The sequence below is a fragment of the Edaphobacter dinghuensis genome (genome assembly GCF_014640335.1).
GTDB lineage: Bacteria > Acidobacteriota > Terriglobia > Terriglobales > Acidobacteriaceae > Edaphobacter > Edaphobacter dinghuensis.
Genome location: NZ_BMGT01000001.1, coordinates 1,018,171 through 1,042,531, shown reverse-complemented (window position 1 = coordinate 1,042,531; position 24,361 = coordinate 1,018,171). Strand labels below are relative to the sequence as shown.

Annotated in this window: 10 protein-coding genes; 3 read left to right on the top strand and 7 right to left on the bottom strand. The window is 50.9% G+C overall.

Annotated elements, in window-relative coordinates:
- Positions 1-12: 12 nt before the first annotated feature.
- From IEW09_RS04095 to IEW09_RS04070, 6 genes are all read right to left on the bottom strand, one after another.
- Complete coding sequence (locus tag IEW09_RS04095; protein WP_188552850.1) at positions 13-1,275, bottom strand: efflux RND transporter periplasmic adaptor subunit; 1,263 nt, start codon at positions 1,273-1,275, stop codon at positions 13-15.
- Positions 1,276-1,278: 3 nt separating this feature from the next.
- Positions 1,279-4,563: an efflux RND transporter permease subunit gene (locus IEW09_RS04090; protein ID WP_188552849.1), complete on the bottom strand. Its 3,285-nt coding sequence runs from the start codon at positions 4,561-4,563 to the stop codon at positions 1,279-1,281.
- A 467-nt stretch (positions 4,564-5,030) separates the two neighbouring features.
- On the bottom strand, positions 5,031-6,239 hold the full coding sequence (locus IEW09_RS04085) for a hypothetical protein (protein WP_188552848.1): 1,209 nt from the start codon (positions 6,237-6,239) through the stop codon (positions 5,031-5,033).
- A gap of 3 nt (positions 6,240-6,242) precedes the next feature.
- Positions 6,243-7,445, bottom strand: a complete 1,203-nt coding sequence (locus tag IEW09_RS04080; RefSeq protein WP_229739064.1) for an alkaline phosphatase family protein — start codon at positions 7,443-7,445, stop codon at positions 6,243-6,245.
- Between the two features lie 84 nt (positions 7,446-7,529).
- Positions 7,530-8,945, bottom strand: a complete 1,416-nt coding sequence (locus IEW09_RS04075; protein WP_188552847.1) for a tetratricopeptide repeat protein — start codon at positions 8,943-8,945, stop codon at positions 7,530-7,532.
- A gap of 96 nt (positions 8,946-9,041) precedes the next feature.
- The gene (locus tag IEW09_RS04070) at positions 9,042-12,863 is read right to left on the bottom strand and encodes a TonB-dependent receptor (RefSeq protein WP_188552846.1); all 3,822 of its coding nucleotides are present in this window, start codon (positions 12,861-12,863) and stop codon (positions 9,042-9,044) included.
- A gap of 536 nt (positions 12,864-13,399) precedes the next feature.
- Here IEW09_RS04070 and IEW09_RS04065 point away from each other — a divergent pair.
- Positions 13,400-17,032: an FG-GAP-like repeat-containing protein gene (locus IEW09_RS04065; RefSeq protein ID WP_229739063.1), complete on the top strand. Its 3,633-nt coding sequence runs from the start codon at positions 13,400-13,402 to the stop codon at positions 17,030-17,032.
- A gap of 99 nt (positions 17,033-17,131) precedes the next feature.
- Positions 17,132-18,913, top strand: a complete 1,782-nt coding sequence (locus IEW09_RS04060) for a CRTAC1 family protein (RefSeq protein WP_188552844.1) — start codon at positions 17,132-17,134, stop codon at positions 18,911-18,913.
- A gap of 35 nt (positions 18,914-18,948) precedes the next feature.
- Here the strand turns inward: IEW09_RS04060 and IEW09_RS04055 are convergent, their stop codons facing one another.
- Positions 18,949-20,592 (bottom strand): tetratricopeptide repeat protein, encoded by a 1,644-nt coding sequence (locus tag IEW09_RS04055; protein ID WP_229739062.1) that lies wholly within the window; start codon positions 20,590-20,592, stop codon positions 18,949-18,951.
- 393 nt (positions 20,593-20,985) lie between these two features.
- Here IEW09_RS04055 and IEW09_RS04050 point away from each other — a divergent pair, with 393 nt between their 5' ends.
- A complete protein-coding gene (locus IEW09_RS04050) occupies positions 20,986-24,339 on the top strand; it encodes a TonB-dependent receptor (RefSeq protein WP_188552843.1) in 3,354 nt (1,117 codons plus the stop codon).
- The last annotated feature ends 22 nt before the right edge of the window (positions 24,340-24,361 follow it).

The following is a 24,361-nucleotide window of genomic DNA, read 5'->3' as shown; positions in this document are numbered from 1 at the left end:
GACAATCGATCTTCACTTGTCTTCACTCTGTTGTGCTTGGGAAGGCTGACCGGCTGATTGCATCCGAGGTTTCACAATATGCACTTTCTCTCCGTCAATCAGCGAATCAGGTGGATTCTGAATGACTTCACTCTCCGGCTGAAGACCGGATACGACCTCTACAACTCGCCCATCATCACGACCGATTGTGATAGGTGTCAATTTAGCAGTATCGCCGTCCTGCACGACACCAACGCGCAACCCTTCGGCGCGGAACATCAGTGTCGATACTGGAATAATTAGCGATGGGTTAGCATTGCTAAGCTTGAAGTGAACCTGCGTATAAGCGCCAGGCAATAGCTCCCCTTTACTGTTATCAACATCAACCTCTACAAGCAAGGTACGAGATGCGGGATCAATCGCTTTAGAAGTGCGAACAATCTTTCCCTGAAAACGCCTTCCCGGATATTCGTCGAAAGTAAGGTCTGCGGAGAGGCCAGGCACACAATCATGAGCATAGATCTGCGGAACATTAACATAGACACGCAGGACCCGCTCAGATGCTATATGGAAGAGCTCTTTATTGGCACCTGCATCGATGAGAGTACCTGTATCTATATCACGCGCTGTAATAATGCCATCGAACGGTGCAGATACTTTTTCAAAACCAACGAGCTCCTCCAAACGTTGAACGTTAGCCAAGGCAGATTTAACTGCAGTACTGGTAGAAGCTGCCTGCGTTGTGAAGGTATCTGTATCCTGCTTCGAAACCGCATTGGACTTGAGCAAATCCTGATAACGTTTTGATTGGATCTGCGCGTTACCGGCATTCGCCTCCGCAGTAGCTAGATCGGCCTTTGCCTGCATCAATTGCTGATCAACCTCCGGACTTTCGATAACGGCAAGAATTTGGCCTTGCTTAACGTGTGCACCTATATCGAAGTACCACTGTTTTAAATAGCCACTGGTCCGAGCATAGAGCGGCGAGTCCTTATAGGCATAGATATTGCCGGGTAGTACGACCTCTTGCGAAGGCTGTCCTAGTGTCGGCTTTGCTGTAATAACATCAGGGGTCGCAAGAGCTTCTGTCTGTTGCTGCAAAGTAGTATGTGCACGAAGCCGTGGAATAATACCAGCGCCAGCGAGTATGACGGCCACGGCCAGTAGGACAAAAACCAGCAGGATCGCCTTGCGGCCCGAGATGGGCGACTTGCCGTTCTCCGTAGGAAGATGACTATCATGGCCCTGAATAGGAGTCTGGGGATCACGCGGTTCAGGGTGAGATGATTGGCTCATAAGCTAAAACTCCGACGTTGCTGACAGGTTGTGCTGATGACGGGCCTCGTGTTCTTGGCGCCGCTTTTCGAGCCTGCCGTGCAAGACACTGAAAAAAGTAGGGACAAAGAAAAGAGTAGAGACTGTAGCGAAGAGCAGGCCGCCGATCACAGCACGTCCCAACGGAGCATTTTGCTCTCCGCCATCACCCAGCCCAAGCGCCATCGGCACCATGCCGATAATCATAGCGAGTGCGGTCATCAATACGGGACGGAACCGTACGAATCCCGCGCTCAAAGCGGCATTGCGAGCATCGCCCACTGTGACGACCAGTCGCTCTCGAGCAAAACTTACAACCAGAATCGAGTTGGCTGTGGCCACTCCCATGCACATGATGGCGCCCGTAAGCGCTGGCACGCTGACACGGGTGTGAGTGATAAACAAGAACCATACAATGCCAGAGATCGCTGCAGGCAAAGCCGAGATAATGATGAACGGATCAAGCCACGATTGAAAATTGATGACAATAAGCAAATAGACAAGCAAGATAGAAAGCGCAAGACCACTAAAGAGCCCAGCAAATGAGGTTCTCATCGTCTGCACTTGGCCGCGCACGCTAATCAGAGATCCATGCGGAAGTTGCCCCTTCGAATCATCAAGAATCTTTTCTATTTTCTTGTCGACACTTGCAAGATCGGTATTAACAACATTGCCATAGATATCAATAACCGGTGCAATATTGTAATGACTTACGGTGCCAAGTTCCGTGCCCGGAGTGATCGTAGCAACATTACCCAATATCTGCACCGGCCTGCCGCCCATAGGTAGATTTGCATTGGCTGCGTAACTCCCTGCTCCATTGCTGGAAGACGCTGCAGAGTTCACATCTGCATTGCTGCCTGGGGTAAGCGGAATATTCCTGAGATCCTGAAGCGTATCGAGTGAATATTGTGGTGACTGTACGGCAATGTTGTAGCTAACACCATTTCTTGGATCGAGCCAGAAGCTGGGCGTAGTTTGAAAGCTGCCGCTGGTAGCGACAAGCAGACTCTGCGCAACATCGCGCTGTTGTAGGCCGATCTGCTGCGCCTTTGTACGATCAATATTGATCATTAGATTTGGGTTGTCGAATGGCTGTTGAATGCGAAGATCGGCTGTTCCGGCAACGTACTTGATCTTATTGAGGAGTTGCTCAGCATAGGTGCGATTTGCCGTAAGGTCCGCACCAACTACCTGAATATCAATCGGAGCAGGCAGTCCAAAATTCAATATCTGGGTCACCATATCAACAGGCAACGTGTAAAAGGTAACGCCAGGGAAGTCTTTCCCCAGTTCTCTTCGTAGCCGCTGCACATAGTCGTCAGTAGGATGATGCTTCTCCGCCAGTGACACTTGGATATCCGCATCTCCAGGCCCGACAGGCGCGGAGTTTGAATAAGACGTATTGATTCCGCTGTAGGGAAGACCAATATTATCGATGATGGATACCAACTCATCTTTCGGAATGGTCTGCCGAATCACATTATCAATGTGATCGCAGAGTTCGGCTGTATCTTCAATACGGGTACCAGTACGAGCACGTACATGCAGCTTGAACTGGCCGCTATCTACCGAAGGAAAGAAGTCCTCGCCTAGGAACGGATAAAGTGCAGATGCCGACAGGATGGCGAATGCCATGAAGAGTACCAGAAAAACTCCGGCATGATTGACACAGAGTTCCAGCAAGCGATAGTAACCGCCTCGGAATTTCTCAAAGTAGTGTTCAAACCTCTGCTGCATGCGCACAAAAGGATTGCGCGTATTCTGCTTCTTTGCATTGGCTTCTTCATCATGCTCATGCAGTAGATACTTGGCCATCGTTGGTACGATTGTGCGCGAAAGAATATACGAGGCCAGCATAGCGAAGACAACGGCTTCCCCAAGCGGCACAAAGAGAAATCTCGCCACACCACTCAAAAAGAACATGGGGACAAACACAATGCAGATGGAGATTGTCGAGACCAGCGCAGGAATAGCAATCTGCTCTGCTCCGTCGAGGATGGCCTGTTCGACAACCTTCCCTTCTTCGAGATTGCGATTAATGTTTTCGATCTCGACAGTCGCATCGTCGACGAGGATGCCGACCGCCAGCGCCAATCCTCCCAGTGTCATAATGTTGATGGTCTCGCCGAGAGCACTCAGCACCAGCAGAGAGGACAAAATAGAGAGAGGAATAGAGACTGCAATAATCAGCGTGCTGCGCCAGCTTCCGAGGAAAACCAAAATCATGATCGCCGTTAGGCAAGCAGCAATAATAGCTTCACGTACAACGCCATCTATCGAGGCACGAACAAAGATTGATTGATCCGCCAGAGGAGTAATTTTAAGAGCGGCAGGCAGCTGTGACTTGAGCGTTGCCAGCTTGGCACGAATTCCCTTAACGATGTCAAGCGTTGAGGCATTGCCTGTCTTGATGATGGACATCAAAGAAGCACGCTGGCCATTGACACGAACAATATTCGTCTGCGGCGGAAAGCCATCACGAACATGAGCTACATCATGTATATAAACCATGGCACCATTGACTGCGCGAATGGGAAGGTTATTGAGGCCCGCAATAGTTGAAGGCGCACTATTCGTTTCGATCTGATACTCGAAGGGCCCAACCTTGGTCGTTCCTGAAGGAAGAATCAGATTCTGCGCCGCAATTGCATTCACCACATCTGCAGGAGAAAGCCCCTTGGCCTGCAACGCTTGAATATTGAGATCAACCTGTACCTGACGCTGCTTGCCACCATAAGGATAAGGAATGCCGGCACCAGGAACAGTAACCAACGGCGTACGGATGAAGTTAAGGCCAAAGTCATTAAGCTGCTGCTCAGAGAGCCCCTGTCCAGACAATCCCAGTTGCAGAATAGGAACGCTCGAAGCGCTATACTGCAAAATGAGCGGCGATGTAGTTCCAGGAGGCAACTGCTTAAGCTGGGTCTGGCCAATAGCAGTCACCTGCGCCACGGCATTGGCAATATTCACATTCGGCTGAAAGAAAATCTTAATAACGCCTATGCCATTTAGCGACTGCGATTCAATGTGCTCAATGTTATTGACTGTCGTAGTGAGCGATCTCTCACTACGTGTGACGATGCGGTCAGCCATCTGTTGCGGGGACAGGCCCGTGTACTCCCATATCATCGAGACAACAGGGATATTAATGTTCGGAAAGATATCTACTGGCATATTACTGACTGCCAGTGGCCCGAGGATCATCAATAAGATCGTCAGGACAGCAAATGTATATGGCCGTCGCAGGGCGAGGCGAACGATCCACATGAGTTTTTAGTTCCTCTCTAAACAATCTCGCAGTAGATCCAACTGGACACGACGTGACACTAAGCTGCAACAAAGCGGGACGAACTTCACTGGCTGAAGATTTAAACGTATACGCGTGGCGTTCGTCGACAAATATCAAATTGGCGATCAGGATAGAAACAAAAGCTGTTACCCGAAAGCAGGCCGTAAATCAAACTATGTGTATTTATTCTTCTAATCGTTATACGAAGAAGCTGCTAAGACAAAACGAGAGCTGCACTAAGTACTGATAATGAGTAGACGGTCCAATACAGGAAAAGGATTCGCAGTAGAAAAAGGCCTTATAGAGAGGCTGGCCTTTCCGTTACGATATTCGCTCAAAAATCCGCGATTAACCTAGCAATGTCAAGCAGAACGAGTCGTGAAAATTTCTTAAATTCCTGAAGGCCAGCTCGAAACGGGGGGCCTCTTCTGCTTTGACATCGAATTCAGCTTACCGCTAAAGAGAGCAGTTGCTTGAGATCCATTGGGGAGTCTGATTTTGTTCCTCGTGGCAACGATGGCGCAATTACCAGAGCTTGGCTGTGGCCTTCAAACCAAACAAGAAAAGACGCCTGTTCTGCGCCATTCAGCCGCTGCTGATTGATCCAGTGATAGTAGGCGGCCATATCAGCATCAACAAGAGAACCAACAGGATCGAGTTCCGGATTTGCATCGGGTCTGGAGAGCAATTCGTTCATCGGCCGCTGTCTCTGGCGCGGAGCATAGCGCACCAGCATCGTCAGCGGCTGAGCCCGTCGCAATGCTTCCCGCGTCGTCCATTGAGCAAATGTTGTGCTGAAGATCTGAGTGCCGGAGCCTTCGGTAAATACCCTTACCTGGAACCGATCCAGAACAGGGTCTCCAGCCCTTTCCATACCAAGATCCCCGGGCAGCAAGAGCGCCAGATTAGAACGCAACTCTTCTGGTCCCATACCTGGTCGAGCAACCTGTGCTTGAATATATTTCAGCAGGTTGTCTCGTACAGGTTCGAGTGCTTGATAGCTGACGTTGGACAATAGTTGGCTCTGCTTGACTGCTTGCCCTCCGTCAACATACCAATGACCGTATGGAATAGGATGAGCCTTTGCGCGTGCCTCAACCTCAGCGAGAAGCAACTCAAGACCATTATCTGGCTTGATTTGTCCGAAGTAAGTACCATGCGCGCGCAGATTACGAAACAGCGGTGAATCATACGACGTTACACCTTGTCCAACGACAGCAATTCCAAGCCTGCGCATGGGGAGTGGCTCAACGGAAAGTGACGATCGCAAACGATCACCATACTCTATTGCTGCCCGACTAAAAGCATCTAGCTGATGGGTAGCCCATAGGTAAGCTGATTCTTGCTCGATGAACTGAGCAGGGCGATTAATCCAATCAATATCTTCGAGTTTGGAAGAGAGCGATAGCGCTGCAAAGGAATGAAACCACTGCTCGATCTGCGCAGAGGAAAGAGAGCTGAGAGTAGCAAGTTCTTTATCAATAGAGGTACGCTCTGCAGGGAATTTGAAGTCGTACTCGATCACCTCGCGTAGCAGCGCAACCAGAAAGCTAAGAGGAAGCTGTCGAAATACTGTCATGTGGGCAAGCGCCAACTTCTTTGCGTATGGCGGGTACCGCACAAACTGATCGGGCTGGAGATCTTGGGGCAGCATAAATTAGAGCAGATCCTTAATTGGTCTTCCTTGAGCTTGCGCAGCAGAAAATCCCATCATCGACCCGATTGTAGGAACAAGATCGATAGACTGTACCGGACTGTCATAGACAACACCGGAACGGACCCCCGCACCAAGGGCCATCATCCAAGTGGTACGAGAGGCAGGATCCCCCGTACGGTGGTGCTGAAAGCCATTTCCACCAGAATCCTGATCAGCGTCCCGTCCAAAATCGGGGAGGATAAGAAGCGTGGTATTGCCGGCATACTCAGGTTCCTCCTGCACGGCCTTCCATAGCTCGGCGCAGAGTCGGTCCGTGCGACGAATTGCATCGACATAGAGCGAGTATGCTCCCGAATGCGCGATATCGATATCATGCATGGTAATCCACAGAAGACTGGGAGATTCCTGTTTCATCAACCGCTTGGCAATATACACCGAGAGTTCATCCGGACTCGATAGCGTCTTAGCATGTGCCTTGAAGTCGTCTACAGAAAGCTTTAAGATTTGCTCCAGTTGTTGAAGCTCAAATTCACCACCGCCGATCTGCGGAGCATAGAGCGGAGTTTCATAATTGTCATGCAGCAAATGTCCATAGTGATCATCGGCGCCTGAAGTTGCAGCAGTCAGAAGATGTTTCGGCAAAATGACTCGAGCACCAAGCCCAGAACCATAGGAGCGACAATCACTCTCTCCAATCCTGTTGAAGCCATTGCTTGGTGCAACAACCCATGCATCCGAGACGGGACGTCTAAGATCCTTGCGAAAATACTCGAAGATAGTCGGATGTTCTGGAGGGACGGCAGAAAAGTTATTGAGCGTTTCGTATACGCCAGTGGCCAAACTTGCAGTTGCAACATAGTGACCGAGAATTCCGTGGTTTGTAACTTGCGTAAAGAAACTCGATTGCGGAATGAGTTCACCCAGCATATGCGGAATATTGATCTGCCCTTCAGGTGCAAAGGTCTCCTGATCGCGAGCACCACCGCCAAATGTAATGACGATGACCTTCCTCTTCTTCGCGGCAGTTGCTCCGTAAACAAACGGGCTTGCTCCCATAAGCGATGCCCCTAAAGCTACACCTGTGACCTCACGCAAAAAATCTCGTCTGGTGCGACCAAGATGACGCGCAATTTCCTGAGAACTGAGTTCCCTTCTGTCCATAGACCGCGCCATAACCCCTCTGCGGAATGATGCTTGACTCATCGAATCTTCCTGTTCCCTCTTGCAATCTCTTAGGCTCAATACATCATCGAATCTATTTGAATCTTGAGATATACAACTCATCAGTCATGGCTTCACATCGGGTGTCGATTTAGAGGAATAGATGAACTGCTGCACCTCAGCTCGCTCCTTGTCCATTTCAGCCATGTGTTGTGCCCGAAGCTTTTGATAAATCGCGAACTCAGCTTGCGCACGATCTTTTTCTCCCATATGAACATAGTCCGTTCCCAGGCGATAGTGAGCGTCAGGAAGATTTGGATTCAGTTGAAGCGCTCGGATATACTCAGGAATTGATATCTCAAACCGATGCTGATCTGCATATAGATTGCCCAACTGCATATGGGCTTCCGGGATTGAGCCATCAAGTGCTATCGACTTCTTGAGCAGATTCTCAACCTCTTGAAAGTCCAGGCCCGAACCCTCAACCCGTTTCCCTTTCCACAAACTCATCGCGTAATAATACTGCGCCAAAGCATTATTTGGTTCGAGAGCAGCATATCGCTTAAATCTTTGAATTACCTCATCTGCTTGATTCGGAGAGCTATCATACGCCTTGGATAAGAAGAGATAGCATCGAGAATCGGAGGGATTTAAATCAGCCGCTGCGAGTAAAGCCTTCACAGCGTCCTCGTAAAATCCTCGCGCATAAAGCGCCATTCCCAAGCCGATCATCAACCGCGGAGACTTCGGATAATGCTGGGAAGCTGCACGGAATACTTCAATTGCAGGCTCGTAGGTGCGGTGCAAGAGCAGTTCGCTTCCCCAATCAAATAAATTATCTTCGCTTGAATCCATATGAGCTGCGGTTTCAAACTCATTTACAGCCGTTACATACTTCCCATCTTTCTCTTCAATTTGGCCTAGTAGATTGTGCAGTTCTCCAGTGTTCTGTTTTTGAAGAAGATTTTGGACAATTTGTCGCGCTTCTACTAGTTGGCCGGTGATAAGATCGGCCATTGCGAGATCGTAGCCATTATCGTACGAAGAGGAATCGATCGTCTGTGCCTGCTTCAATAGCGGAAGCGCCTTTGTGATCTTTCCCGACTTGATATAGAACTCACCCAGATTATGGTTTGTCGTGTATTCATGAGGTGCAAGCTCGAAGGCCTTCTGCAGTTGTTTACCGGCCGACTGAGTATCACCAGCACGGGAAAGACTAGCTGCCAGGTTAGTCCTTGCAGCTGACGAGTTTGGCTTCAAGCGAACTGCTGTTTTTAGATGCACGATCGCTTTTGCATCTTGGGACATCGAGGCGTAGACAAGACCCAACAACTCCTCTACTTCAAAGTTATTCGGAACATGAGGCAATAAATCTTCGAGCTGCGCCGCTGCCTCTTGAAATTGACCAGCGTTGTACTGCGCCACCGCCGATTGAAATTGACGATCTAATTTCTGCTGCTGATTGCCTTCAGCTGTCGCAAATGTCGTCCAGACCAACAAAGAAAACAATAATGCATGCCGGCACCAGGCCCTTCTGCTCACAATTCCGCCTCCATCATAGCTACGTGAGCAAAACGCTCCACAAAAGGATAAACCCCGGAAAGGCTGTTCACCTTTCCGGGGTATTTCTATCCTGCGCTAGTAATACAGCTTCAGAGCGAACTGGATCTGCCGCGGATCATAAGGAGCATCCCTGGTAGACCCAATCTCTCCGAAGTTGGAACTATTGAAGTTACCAGAATTGTTAATAGCCACAACTCCGTTACCGCCAAAGTTAGGCGCATTGAAGTTCGGATGGTTGAAGATATTGAAAAATTCTGTTCGGAATTGCATGGAGAACCGATCGTTGATCGGAATTGCCTTGAACAACGAAAAGTCCAAACGATGGAATCCGGGGCCGGTTGTGACTGAGCCTGCGTCGCCCAAGACTGCGCTCCCCGTGTAGGGAATGCAACCAGCAGGCTTGTTTAGAATTGTTCCGCCAGGACCCAGTTCGCAGGGTTGCTGAAATGCCTTAGCATTTCCGATCCAATTCACCGCACCCTGCGAGTCTTTGTAGATGCCGAGTTTTGGACTCTGACCCGCAACTCGAACATCGTGGCAACTAGTTCCAGCAGTCGTCGAAGTGGGGCAACTGAATCCTAGAGGCTGACCACCCTGAAGCGACGCGATCCAGTTTGCTGACCATCCTCCGACCAAGGCATTCGCTGCTCTCCCAGAGTTACCGAGGAAGCGTTTATTTTTTCCGATTGGAAGTTCATATCCACCGCTAAAGTGCACTACATGACGGATATCGAAGTCGGCCAGTCCCCAATCGAACATAGGACCAAGACCCGGTACAGAAGCTGCACGCAATCCGCTTGCGCTTCCGCCGTTCAGCAAATCGCCAGCGTCCGAGAGCGTCTTGGAGTAGGTGTAGGTGAGAAGGAAGCTGAGGCCATTCGAGTACTGCTGCTCGAGCGTCATCAGCAAGCCGTTATAGTCGCTTTGCCCTATATTTGCTTGATAACTTCCCCCCGAGAAGTCTGGGAAAGGCACTGTTCCGCCAGCTCCTGGACTCGCGGTATTGTTTGTTGCTTCTCCCGCAGGCAGGAGTGCGGTGACATTGTTTGCACCAATCCCTTGCTGAAGGTACTTCGCCTGAGTGAAGACATATGCCGTTGTCAGGGACATGCTATGTGTTATCGAATATTGCAGGGTGGCGTTCACGCTGATCGTACGGGGCGTCTGAGCGTTGAATTGAAGCCCCTGCAAACCCAGCCCCTTTGCATTCACAGCCAACGGCGTGAATTGCACGCAAGAGAGCCCAGAGCTAAGGGTTGCGACACTACCTGGGCCAGCCGTGGAACAGCCTGCCCAAGGCGTGTTGTAGCTGATTGGCGCAACTGCCGAAAGTCCGGTGGGACTATTGGCAGGCACAATTGGCGAGTACCCGAAGTTGAAGACGAAGGGATAGTTTTCGCCAATGTTCGGGCCATATCCCTGATTTTCAAACGCGTTGTAGAATAAGCCAGCGCCTCCTCGTGCGACCAACCTTGGAGTGATTTGATATGCGAAACCAGCACGCGGTGCAAAATTGTTCTTCGGCGTTTTTACTAGTCCCTGGCCGTATTCGTCTGTCTGGTCCAGCGCAATTCCGTCCTTGGCCAACAGCGTCGTAAAGCTGGTAGACAAGCTTCGATCATCCTTTCCAGAGGCCGGAATAAGGAAGGTCGGAACACCATTTCCGGTTGGTCCGTCTGGCACAAAATTAGCTTGGCCGCCATTGGTTTCCTTGATGGGGCTGAAGTAATCCCACCGCAGACCGAGGTTGAGGGTCAGCTTCGGACTAACCTTCCAGTCATCCTGGAAGTAGGTGGCCAGATAAGTTCTGGCGTCATAGGTCTTATTGACGTTAGAAGCATTGATAGAGTCGGAACCACCCGAATAGTCGACGCCGTTCGGGACAGTCGCTGCTGTCGGAATAAGCAGGAGTTGCGCAAGGCCCGTCCCGCCGTTATTCTGCTGCGGAACATCGGTGTATTGACCGTTGAAGTCGAAAGTGCCACGCGAATACGCCGGCTGAAGTACCGAAAACTTCACGTGCTGCGATTCAATGCCCATCTTGAAGCTGTGATTTCCCCAGATCTTGGTGAAGTCGTCGGTAATCTGGAGGGTCTGGCTAACTTCGTCAGACGGCAGGAAGGAATTGCTGCCGAGTGTTGCCAAACCACCAATGGATATGGCAGGAAGGCCGCCGTTTTCGGAAAACTGTGGGATGCCCTGAATTCCATACTGCTCAGGAATGCCATTCGTCCCGCCTTCGGGGCCAAAACGAGTTGTGTGAAGGTGATTGAAACCTACATGAGCTACGTTGATCGTTTTTGGTGTAAATACGTGAGTGTAGCCCACAACAGACTGACTGGATTTGGCTGTCTGAATACCCTGCTGGAATCCGCCGCCATCCGCAATACCTTGAAAAATACTGGGAATGAATTGCGGATCATCAACATAGCTGAATCGTCCGAAGACCTGATCGCTTGAACTTGGGTTGTAATCGATGCGGGCATCCATTGAGTTCTTATGTTCATACAGGTTGGGGCTGCGTACATAGTTGCTGCTGATGCCACTACCAGCATTAGCAGCAGGATAAAGAGTTAACAACTTGAGAGCGACTGGATCTAATCGGCTGGATGGCAGACGATTCAGGCCACAAGCAGCGAGCGTAAAAGTCGGTGTACTAGCGGGACAAGTTCCGAAAGGGTCGCGAACATATCCGGTTGACCCTCCATTCGATGCGTCAGGTGTAATTCCACTTACAGGATCTGGGGTGTTAAGCGTCACTAGGCGCGTTGTCGCTGGGTCTAGCACCGTACCAAGCGGGATGATACGGCCGAGACTATCTTTTTGAGTTCCATTCTGGTACGTGACAAGATCACTCAGATTAGTGAAACCGCTGCTGATCTCATTCGCTGTTGGCACTGACCCTTTCGCGACAGTGCCTTGAACACGCCGAAACCCTTCATAGTCCCCAAAGAAGAAAACCTTATTTTTGATAATAGGGCCGCCAGCAGAGACGCCGAACTGGTTCTGGCGCAATGCACCTTTCTGAGTACCCGCGGAAGTACGTTCAAAGTAGTCGGCAGCATCGAGTTTATCGTTACGGAAGAACTCCCATGCAGCTCCATGGAGGCTGTTCGTACCGGACTTGATCGTAGCGTTGAGAACGGCACCAGCAGAACGACCCAACTCAGCGCTGAAAGCTGCCGTCTGAACCTTGAATTCCGAGATTGCATCCACCGGAGGCAGAACGGCGAAGTTTGTGCCGTTCAGAAAGTCGACGGCGTTGGAATTGTTATCAATGCCATCCAGCAAATAGTTATTTTGCGCTGGGCGCAGGCCATTGGCGGAAAAGGCACCGGAGGCCGCATTACCGCGCGTGTCAGCCTGGGGTGATTGAGCGCCAGCGCCGAGCTGGGCGAGAAAGGTAAAGTTACGGCCATTGAGCGGGAGATCGTTCACGCTCTTTTCGGTAATCACCTGGCCGACCGAAGACTCATCGGTCTGCAGAAGCGGCGGAGCAGTATTCACCTCAACCGTCTCAGCCGCAGTACCTAGCTTGAGCTGAACGTTGACCTGCAGAGACTGCGCGACGTTAACAGTCAGATTCTTTTGGGTCGTCGTGGCAAACCCGGCTGCACTAACAGTTACAGCATAGTGCCCGATCCTGACCGGGGAGAAGGTGTACTGTCCGGCGGTATTCGTTTTTACGTTGAGGGTGATGCCCTGGTCCGTGTTCAAGAGGGTAACCTGAGCGTCAGGTACAACCGCTCCAGTAGCATCTTGAACCGTTCCGGTAATCGAGCCTTCGTCGACCTGGGCTGCTGCATAATTCGTCGAGACTAAGAAAATGCAAAAGCACGCGAGTGCTATGCAGCCACTTCTTTTCAGCCAGCTAAGTGTATTGCGGTCAGTAGCCATCCTAATGTCCTCAAATTTCATCATTGTCTTCCTAAGTCCGTTTCTTTTCTTCTAATCATTTAGTCATTACTGAGAAGCGGGGCCCAAACTTTGACTAAGCTGTAAACGGTTACAGGTTGTGCGATTGCAAACAATATTACATATCAAAACCCATGTCAACAAAAAGATTTGATCCGGTATCAACCAAATGATGGAGTCGCTCGCACAATCATCTAAATGGGTCTGTATCCAGAGTTATAAGTTTGATTTCTAAGACTCGAAGTTGCACTTTAAGAGTCAATGCGGGGTGATATTCTGCGGGCATCTTTCCTATTCACCGCTCCCTGAAAATCATGCCAGATCGAAGCAATACGAAAACGCTACTCTCACGACGGGCACTTCTTAAAAGCGCTAGCCTCGCTCCTCTCCTGCTTCGGCCTGCTCCCTTTTGGGGCTCATCCTTTTTTCTGGCTCCCTCCTCTGATCCCTCCAAACCGCATTCCGAATTCCCTTTTACCGACGTTCGTTTCAAGCCCCACTACCCCATAAAGTCTCCATTGGCGAACGTTCTTGGCCTGGTAGCTCCGGGCTCAGATGAATATCTCACCGAGAAGTACGCCTTCGAGATCGATTCGCTCCTTCAGCAGTGGGGTCAATCCCTTCGAGAGTCCGTTCATAACCTTCCAAACTTATCGAAGCTCTTATCACCCTCTATTCAAACTTCCCTTCTACAACCGATCAAGGAAGTCCAACTGCGCTCGAGATATGGAATCAGCGCAACGAAGAGACAGTTTAGCGAGGCAGCCCCCTCCCAACCTGAACGGTTTGTTAAGGAGCTTCAAAGCTGGCTTGGTCCGGTCGCAAAGATCGAGACTGCCGAATTTGAAATCTATGAGATCGAGGTAACTCCCGCCGCTTCTCTTACGGTTCAACTGTCAATTCGGTACGACATCGTCGCGATCCATAAGGATGCTCAACGCGAAGAACGAGTTGGGACATGGCGAACCGAATGGTCGCGCAGCCCATTGAACGAATGGATCGCCCAAAAGTGGGAGGCTGGCGAAGAGATACTCAGCGTCGGGAGCCATGCTGCATTTCTTGATGTATCGTCGCAAGCTCTGAATGGTGTTGAGTCTTATAAAAACCAGATGCTTCACGGAGCCGACTATTGGCGAACTATCCTGGACGGCGCTTGCGGCATCGATCTTTATGGAAACAATGGTGTGGCTGCCGGCGATTACGACAACGACGGTTTCGATGACTTATATATTTGCCAGCCGGCAGGACTACCGAATCGGCTTTATCGCAACCGCGGCGACGGAACCTTTGAAGATGTGACCGAGAAAGCCGGAGTCGGTGCGCTCGACAACACGGCCTGCGCGCTGTTCGCAGACTTTGACAACAGAGGGCTTCAAGATCTCCTCGTCGTTTGCGGTAGCGGACCGCTGCTCTTCCAGAACCAGGGAAACGGAACGTTCTCGCTCAAGCGCGATGCCTTCAAGTTTGCGAGTCCGCCTCAGGGGACTTTTACGCATGCTGCAATCGCCGACTACGATGGCGACGGGCGTCTCGATATCTACTTCTGCACTTACATGTACTACTTCGGCCTCGATCAGTATCACTACCCTGTTCCCTACTACGATGCACGCAATGGGCCGCCAAACTGCCTTTTGCACAATGAAGGAAATGGGCAATTTGTAGAAAAGACTGAGACCGCGGGACTAAACGTAGACAATAACCGATACAGCTTTGCGTGTGCATGGGGAGAGTCGCGTTCGAACGGCCTGCCCGATTTGTGCATCGCTAACGATTTCGGAAGCTCGCAGATCTATCGCAATAACGGAAATGGGATTTTTACCGTTGCATCCAAAGAGTCGCACATTGAAGATGTCGGCGCCGGAATGAGCGCCTGCTGGTCCGATTTCAATAACGATGGGCAACAGGATATCTACATCACAAGCATGTGGGAGGCCTCTGGCCAAAGAGTTTCAGGGCAAGCGCAATTTCATCAGGAAGCTCCGCAAAGCATTCGCGCTCTCTATCAACGACACGCACGCGGAAATGCTTTGTATCGAAACCAGGGAGATGGCACATTTCACAACGTTGGCCAGCAGGCTGGAGTCGCAATGGGCCGATGGTCCTGGTCCTCAGATTTTTGGGACTTTGACCATGATGGTTACTCCGACTTGTACGTCACCAACGGCTATATCTCTGCAGTAGATCGAAACGACATCGCAAGTTTCTTCTGGCGACAGGTTGTGGCGAAATCACCCGACGACGCTACGCCTTCATTAGCTTATGAACATGGCTGGAATGCCATCAATGAATTGATCCGATCAGATAGCTCTTGGAACGCCTACGAAAGAAATGTGATGTTCGCGAACAACCGCGACGGCACGTTCTCCGAAGTCTCCGGCGTTACAGGGCTGGACTTCATCGAAGATAGCCGCTCCTTTGCACTCGCAGATATCGATCATGATGGCCGGCTGGAGGTCATCCTTAAAAACCGCAATGCTCCTCAACTGCGGATTCTGCACAATGCAATGAGTGATCTGGGCGACTCAATTGCATTTCGATTGCGCGGGCATAAGAGTAATCGTGATGCAATCGGAGCCGCAATTACGGTTGAGACAGACACGATCACCCAAACGAAATACTTGCAGGCAGGCTCAGGATTTCTTGCACAACATTCCAAAGAAGTCTTCTTTGGGCTTGGAAGGCCAAAGGGAGTATTAAAGGTAACGGTTCGCTGGCCGAGCGGGATAGTTCAGAAGTTTGAAAATGTGCCTCTAAACCACCGCATCGAGATAGAAGAGAGCGTAGAACAATATCGCGCCAAAGCCTTTGCCGCAACGCCTGAGGCTTATACGCGAGAGGGATTGCCTTCGCCGCCGGAGACGTTGCCATCTCAAGTGGAGACCTGGTTGATCTCTCCATTGAAAGCTCCCGAATTTTCGTTGCCGGACTTGACCGGGAACATGAGAGAGCTGCGACAGCTACAAGGTAATTTCGTGCTTCTCAACTTCTGGGCGACAACATCTCTGCTCTGTCGCGAGCAGCTGCGATCTCTTCAGCAGCACCGATCGAAGTTTGCAGCAAACCGCATGGAGATTGTCGCCATCAATATTGACGAGGCTGCTGACGTCCCATCCGCGCGATCAATCGCAACAATGGAGAAACTTTCCTTCCCTGTTCTCTTTGCGACAGAAGAGGTGGGGTGCATCTACAACATCATCTATCGCTACCTCTTCGATCGTCGCAGAGATCTTGCAATTCCGACGTCCTTCCTATTGGACGCAAAGGGCATGATCGTCAAGATCTACCAGGGCGCAATCGATCCCGAGCACGTGCTCGAAGATGCAAGAACCGCACCGACTAATGCTGCCGAGCGAACCTCTCGCGCTATTCCTTTGAAGGGCGAGCTCTTTCAGGGATCATTTCAACGCAATGATTTCACCTATGGAGTTGCACTATTCCAGCATGGATATCTTGACCAGGCAGCAGAGTCTTTCCAGCAAGTAATCGCCTCTAAACCTGATAATTCTGAAGGATATTACAACCTCGGCACTCTCAATCTGCGCAGAAACGATCTTCAACAAGCGCGTAGCTATCTCGAAAAAGCCCTCAAGCTGCGCCCGAACTATCCAGAGGCGTGGAGCAACCTGGGAATGATCAATGCTCAGGAAGGACACTCCGAAGATGCCATCGCAAACTTTGAGCAGGCGTTGCAGCTAAGACCAGACTACGAAATTGCACTGCTGAATCTCGGAAATGTTTACCGGCGCCAGAGGAACTTCGGAAAAGCAGAGGAATCCCTGACTCATGCGCTGAGAATCCAGCCTGATGATCCTGAAGGCAACTACAGTCTTGGCATGGTTTATGCGCAGCAGAACCAGCTTCCGGCGGCTGCTATTTATTTGCAAAAGGCGCTTTCGTTTCGCCCCGCATATCCTGAAGCCTTAAACAACCTTGGCATCATCTTTGTGCGATTGAAAGATTATGAAAAAGCAGAGGAGCAGTTCAAAACTGGGATACGGATGGCCCCTGGCAATGAACAGGCATATCTCAACCTTGCGCGCCTTTATGCAATGGAAGCTCAAAAGGAAAAGGCAAAGCAGGTCCTGCAGGAGCTACTGCTCGCACAGCCACTGAACGCAGAAGCAAAGCAGGCTTTGGAGATATTGCGATAGCCATTGCAAGTGAGTTCTTACTTTGATCGAAAAGGCTTTTATCCATCACCGGTCTGCCTTCTGTCGATCAGAAAACTATCGCTATAATTGCACCCATCTATGATCTCTCCGCGACGGCGCTTTATCGGATCTTCCCTCTTTTTACTTGGTGGCGCATTGACGGATGCACTGACCACTCCTCTTTGGAAATGGAAGCATTCTTTGACCGTAGAAGCGGCTGCGTTAGATCCAAAAGCATCCGACGTCCAATTTGTGGATGTAGCTCAGCAAGCCGGGCTTAACGTTCCCAATGTATGGGGCGGCATCGACCATAAGCGTTCGATTATTGAGACGAAGGGCAGCGGTCTCGCATTTTTTGACTACGACAACGACGGATGGCTGGACATCTACCTGACGAACGGCAATCGTCTCGATACAACCTGGCCCGCTGGTAAAGCGCCCACTTCGCATCTCTTTAAGAATAATCGCGACGGCACGTTCACTGATGTAACCGAGAAATCAGGGCTGGGCATTACAGGCTGGCAGACAGGCGTTTGCGTAGGCGACTACGACAACGATGGCTGGGATGACCTCTTTTGCTGCTTCCTTGGCCACAACATGCTCTTTCACAATAACGGCAACGGCACCTTTACCGATGTGACTCGAAAGGCCGGCCTCTATCAGGAAAAAGGACGCTGGGGCGCTGGCTGCACGTTTCTCGATTATGACCGTGACGGCCATCTCGATTTATTCGTCTGCAACTACATCAAGATCGACCTGGACAACATCCCATCTGCCAGTGCAACTCACTACTGCCAATGGAAGGGTGTCCCCATCCTTTGCGGGCCGCGCGGGCTTCCCGGTGACACGAATATCCTCTATCACAATAACGGTGACGGAACCTTTACCGATGTCTCCGAGAAATCCGGAATCCTCAAGCCCGGCCCACGCTATTCGATTACGCCCGTATCCTACGACTTCGATAACGATGGGTGGCCGGACATCTACATTGCGGTGGACTCGGAAGCCAGCATTTTATTTAAAAATAATCACGACGGCACATTCACCGATGTCGCAGTAATGGCTGGCTGTGCCTATAACAACGACGGACACGAGCAGGCCGGGATGGGCGTTGCCGTAGCCGACTATGACTGCGATGGCTGGTTCGATATCTTCAAGACAAACTTCGTCGACGATACCTGCAATCTCTATCACAATAACGGCGACGGCACGTTCACCGATGTAACCTCACCTTCAGGAATCGGGGTCAACAATCGCTATGTCGCCTGGGGCTGTGGCTTCATCGACTACGACAATGACGGTTGGCAAGACATCCTTCAGGTCAACGGACACGTCTACCCGGAGGTTGATCATTACAACCTGGGCGAACCATTTAAGAATCCACGGCTCGTTTATAAGAACCTTGGAAATGGGACATTTAAGGATGTCTCCGCAGAGATGGGCCCCGGAATCAGCGAGCGCTTTTCGAGCCGCGGTGCCGCATTTGGAGACTACAACAATAACGGCAACATGGATGCACTTGTGCTCAATCTAAACGATCTCCCATCGCTTCTGCGGAATGATGGAGGCAACAAGCAGAACTGGATCAAGATCAAGCTCGTGGGGACCAAGTGCAATCGAACCGCGATAGGCGCCCGCGTCAGGGTGATCACCGGCAAGCACGCACAAATGGATGAAGTGCATAGCGGCACCAGCGTAATGTCACAAAGCGACCTGCGTCTTCACTTCGGCATCGGCAAGGTAGATACCGTTGATCTTATCGAGGTAAAGTGGCCGACGACACAGAAGATAGAGCGATTCACAAAGGTCAAAGCGAACCAAATTATCACTATTCGCGAAGGCGATGGAATCATCACCTCCTTTACCCCTAAAGCATCATGACATTGCTTTGAACAACAGCTGGAATCGTAGAAGCTTTACTTCATTGCTGGTCCTACCGAATCTCCTGATTTGACGATCAGGAATTGTTTGACCTCTCTTCGCTGCTGCTCAACAGCTTCGGCCTGTTCTCGCTTGAGCTGGTCATGAAGCTGCAACTCCTGCTGAGCCTTTGACGACTGGCCTGTACGATCGTAGGCCATTGCCAAACGATAGTGAGCATCAGCCAGTTGAGGATTCGCTTCAATTGCTTTTTTGTAAAAATCAATCGCCTTATCAAAAGATCGTTGCGATGCAGAGAGGATTCCGAGCTGCAGGTAAGCTTCACCACACTTCGGATCAATCGCTACAGCCTTCTCCAATAACGACGAAGCCTGTTGCACCGCTTGTTTGTTCGGAGATGCCTCCTGATGCTTCAGGATAGACATTGCATAGAGATAATTTGCGACCGAGTTTGTAGGCTCCTGCTGCACAAAGTATGCCAACTTTGGCTCGATGCAGGGCAATGGATTTGGCGCTGCCATCTGGATCTTCCCCATGAACAAGTAGGGATTAGGGTCACCTGGATTCAAATCGGCAGCACGGCAAAGATGACCAGCGGCCTCATCATAACGTGCGCCGGCAAAGAGCGCAGTGCCTATTGCGGTCTGCATCCTGGCAGATTTGGGATAGGCCTCTGCTCCTTTACGAAAGACCTCCTGTGCTTGCCAAACAGCACGATGCAGCAATAACTCGGAACCCCAATCAAAGTAATTCTGTTCGCTGGGGTCAAGCTTTACTGCCTTCTCATATTCATCAACAGCCGACAGAGGATCTCCCAGCTTTTCATCCAGCTCTCCCATCAACTGATACAGTCCGGAGTTTTGATGATCCACTAATAGTTCATGGATGTGTTGGCGCGCTGTCGAAGGTTCTTCGCTCTGTTCATACGCTAACCCGAGAGAGAATTGATTTCCCACATTGGCCGAATCAATCCGATATGCCTTCTCTAGCAAGGGAATAGCCTCTTGATATCGCTTGCTTCTGAGATAAAACTCTCCCAACGCATGGTTTGCAGCAAAGCTATTGGGAGAGCTGGCCAATGCTGCACGCAATTTACCCTCAGACTCCATCTTTCCCCTGGGGCCCAAAGCTTCGCCCTCCGTGGCATGATCCGTATCTTCTGGCTTAAGGGTGACTGTATCCTTGGCGAGTGATTCGCTGGTTCGCAGGATCGAATCCGATCCATGTCCTCCAACAGCAGTCCAATCGGTAACGCCCGCAACGGTAAAGTTCGGCTTATCGGTAAACTCCATGGTTTGCGTTTCGGACTGCGCCGATGCTCCATAACTTGAAGCGAGTCCCGGCTCCTGAAGTACAAGTCTTATCTCTTCGGTATTTTTCTTGGGCGATACAAGGATCGCGACGACCTGACTTTGTAATCCTGCCTTCGTTGCCGCAATCTGATAACTGCCGGACGGTATAGATGAAAACACGAAGGCACCATCTGCCTTGGTCCTCATCTCTAAACTTCTCGGGGCGCTCTTCCTGCTCAGAAGAACGTCAGCGTCGCTCACCGGCTTTCCATCGACGCCAAGAACAATGCCATGTATCGTCTCATCACCGGAGAACACTGGATTCGCTTGCTGTGCGCTCGCTGCTGAAAGCATCAACATCATCAAGGCTATAACAACAGAGACCACTCTGAAGAGCCCTCCACGGGCCTCAGTTTGTTGGGAGCGTAACTCGTAGAAATCTAACATGGCAGAAATCACAAATGGCGGTTAGGAAGAAATAGGTGCAGATTGGCGATCTATGCATCAAGCGCAGTGATTACCTACCTGTCGCAAAGCAATCCTATTGTAAGGCCCCCGTAAGTTTCGCGGAACAGGAAGGCAGTTATCGAAACACAATCGGTCGCAAGCATGAGCCTGCCTATTCACAGCAGGAACATATGGCTAGCTACAGACTGCGAGTGATCAGTAATATAGATCGACTAGATTCTCGCCGGGAATAGGATGCCGAAAACCTTCACTCAACATACAAATGAGAAAAGCCTCATCACGCAAGCACTGGCTCGATGGATCTCTATAGGGATGGCGTTGACACTCACTGTCATTCTTTTAACGGCGACAAGAGCGCTAGCTCAAAATAACGCGCCCATCACCTGGCGCGGAGTATTGCATAACGCTTCCGGCATAGCAATACAAGGAGCATCCGTCCATCTAAGGGGGATGAACAGGAACATAAGCGCCACGACTGGCAGTGATGGGCACTTCCACCTGGAAGGAGTTCTCGCAGGCTCGTATCAGCTCTCCGTTGAGGTTAACCACCACACGATTCGAGATACTCAGCCAATCAACATATCGGATCCGACCTTGACGGTTACCATCACGCTTTCAGACCAGCAAAGCCTCTCCGTGGCCATGTTGAACGAACAGCATACTGGCACCGGCGGCGAAGCACTCTCAAGTCAGGCGGTGAGCGAACTGCCCCTGAACAAGCGTGATTTCAGCCAGTTGTTGCTATTGGCTGCCGGTACGATGACAGATACAAACGGAGCGACCAACTTTACGCAACAGTTTGCCATCAACGGCCAACGCGGCGTCGAGGCTGTCTTCGCAATGGATGGAGCAGATATCAGTGACCCTGAGATGGGCGGCTCCACCTTCTCTAACTTCAACGTAGACGCGGTGCAAGAGATTCGCTCAAGTTCCGGCTGGATGCCTGCTGAGATCGGCCGAGGCGCAGCAGGCTTCACCAATATTGTCACTCGCTCAGGAAGCGGCGGATTTCATGGCTCGGTATTTGAGTTTGTCAGAAACTCTGCATTCGATGCCCGCAACTACTTTGATCATGCATCGGCCGAACATCCAGAACGAATTCCGCCATTTCGCCGAAATGAATTCGGATTTACAAACGGCGGTCCTGTAAAAATACCCGGCATTTATAACGGCCAGGGCAAGATGTATTACTTCGGCCAGTATCAGGGCTTTCGCCAGGTCCTCGGGACCACACAGGTCTTCCCCGTGCCAACAGCAGAAGAGCGCCTGGGAATGGACACAACAGCCTATCCCGGCGATACGTTAGTTGTTCCCATAGATCCCGAAATCGCCAAGGTCCTGGCACGATATCCGCTACCCAATCTTCCAACCGGCTCTTATGGAGCGCATACCTATGCGACTTCATCGAAGGTCGTCACCAATGCGAATCAGTTCTCTATTCGACTTGATGACAATCTCTCCGCAAAGAACCATCTCATGGCTCGCTTCAACTTCAATAATCTAACGGGCCCCACGACCAATCCTGACCAAACCGCAATTGATCCTTCCTTTGGAATCCAATACGTCGACCGACAGCGCAATGTGGTCGTCAACTTTACCCGCACCATATCGCCGCACTTTACAAGCGAATCATCTCTGAGCATTACGCGCAGCACGCCATCTTTCCCCACGCCAAATAGAACAGATCCGGCACTGAAGTTCAGCGACGGCTCTTACGAAGCCTTCAACTCAGCGGCTGGATCGGTAATGACTGCATTTGGCAATTTATTCCAGGCACAACAGAACTTCGTGATAACCATAGCCCGGCATACTTTTAAGTTTGGCGGCGAAGTTCGCTTGAACCGGGATACAACATATTTCGGCACCAGCCCGAATGGAGAATACGACTTCGGCGGCGGCACTGCGTATGCAAGATCCAATATACCGTCGTTAAGTGGAACCCACGATATCCACGCCGGAGATCCACTGCCAGATACCCTGACAGGCCTGCTCTCAGGCAGCCCCTTTGTCTATACCGTTGCTGTCGCACCAAGTTATTTTTCTAACGGAGAACATATTGGAGCAGCAGCGATCAATCGAAGCGCGGGAGCTATCTATGCCCAGGATAGCTGGAAGCTGAGCGACCGCTTTATTTTGGACTATGGCGTTCGGTGGGAGATCTATACGCCCATCTCAGAGCGCGCAAAGCGAACTGCAGGATTTCTCAATACAAGCGATACACAGGAATACGTCATCAATCCGCAGCCGGGCTACAAGGAAAACCTCAATGGCTGGGGGCCTCGGTTGCAGCTTACATGGCGCGCTTCACGACAACTGCAGTTTCATGCCGGCGGCGCAGTGACAGTCATACCGCCGAACATCTGGCAGGATAACTTCCTTACGGGATCTACACCGTTTGCCGTCTATCCCAGGTTAACGGCAGCCAAAGGAGCTCCGGTTCCATTTGGCTTCACTATCTCGCCGTCGCAGCTACCGCGAGCCTACACACCCACCGGTGTAGATATCTTCGCAAGCGGCAATACAAAAGATGTAGCTCCCAATACTGTCATGGACATTAACCGATACCAGAGAGATGTTGCAGCCCTCACGCCAAGCCACGTCATCAGCCCCCTCGGTCTTAGCGGCATCGACCGATCTTTTGGGAATGGCGCGCTCTATACCTGGACCGCTGGTTTTGAAAAACCCCTGGGAGGCCTGACAGCAGATGTGAACTATGTCGGGACTGCGGGTGTAAAGTTGCCACGTACAAGTTTTCCGAACGCCTACCCCGGAGCAGATCCTGAATTTGCTCGCTATACGCAGTTTGACTCGTCAGGCAACGTGATCGGCGGCTTTGGCCTCGAAAGCATCATCACCGCAACAGCACACTCCACCTACCACGCACTGCAAGCCTCGCTCACAGGCAATGCAGGCCATAGCGGTCCTAGCCTTCAGGCCAGCTATACCTGGGGTAAGGCACTCGACGATACGAGCTCCGTCTCAGGCGGACTGGGAGCGACGGGCGCAGTAGCCCAGACCTATCCACAAAACCCCTTCGATACCCATCCTGAAAAGGGACCGGCAACATTCGATATCGGACAGGCATTCACGGTAAGCGCAGTCCAAGACCTTCACATCGAGAACCTGGGCTTTCTTACTGGAGCTAACCGCAAAATGACGACAGGGTGGCAGGTCCTTGGCATCTCGACTATCACAAGCGGCTCACCGTTTACCGTCTACTCAGGAGTTCAGCAAACCGGCGCTGGCTCAAATGGCGCCGACCGTCCTGATCAGATCGCAAAGCCGCATCTTTCTACATCAAGGAACATCAGGGAAGATTACTTTGGAAAAGGAGCAAACAATGCTTCTTACTTCTCTATCCCAATCAATCTACCCAACGGCACCGGGCCAAACAAAGGGCGATTTGGCACTCTGGGCAGAAACACCTTTCGCGGACCGGCCTTTTATAACTACGATTTTGCCCTAATCAAAGACACACCCTTCGGCAAGCGAAAGAGCGGCTCCGAACTGGTCAACGTACAGTTTCGTTCGGAGTTCTTCAACCTCTTCAACATCGTGACCATGGGACTTCCCGCAAACACCCTTGAAGGTTCAGGCTTTGGCGTCATCAGCAAAACTGCCGGTAACTCGCGCCAAATTCAGTTTTCTCTAAAACTCATCTACTGAGGTCGCAGAGAATCACGCGCCA

Bases quoted from the DNA above. Each gene is read 5' to 3' on its own strand.
- IEW09_RS04095 (WP_188552850.1), bottom strand. From the start codon at position 1,275: ATGAGCCAATCATCTCACCCTGAACCGCGTGATCCCCAGACTCCTATT.
- IEW09_RS04090 (WP_188552849.1), bottom strand. From the start codon at position 4,563: ATGTGGATCGTTCGCCTCGCCCTGCGACGGCCATATACATTTGCTGTC.
- IEW09_RS04085 (WP_188552848.1), bottom strand. From the start codon at position 6,239: ATGCTGCCCCAAGATCTCCAGCCCGATCAGTTTGTGCGGTACCCGCCA.
- IEW09_RS04080 (WP_229739064.1), bottom strand. From the start codon at position 7,445: ATGAGTCAAGCATCATTCCGCAGAGGGGTTATGGCGCGGTCTATGGAC.
- IEW09_RS04070 (WP_188552846.1), bottom strand. From the start codon at position 12,863: ATGGCTACTGACCGCAATACACTTAGCTGGCTGAAAAGAAGTGGCTGC.
- IEW09_RS04060 (WP_188552844.1), top strand. From the start codon at position 17,132: ATGATCTCTCCGCGACGGCGCTTTATCGGATCTTCCCTCTTTTTACTT.
- IEW09_RS04050 (WP_188552843.1), top strand. From the start codon at position 20,986: ATGGCGTTGACACTCACTGTCATTCTTTTAACGGCGACAAGAGCGCTA.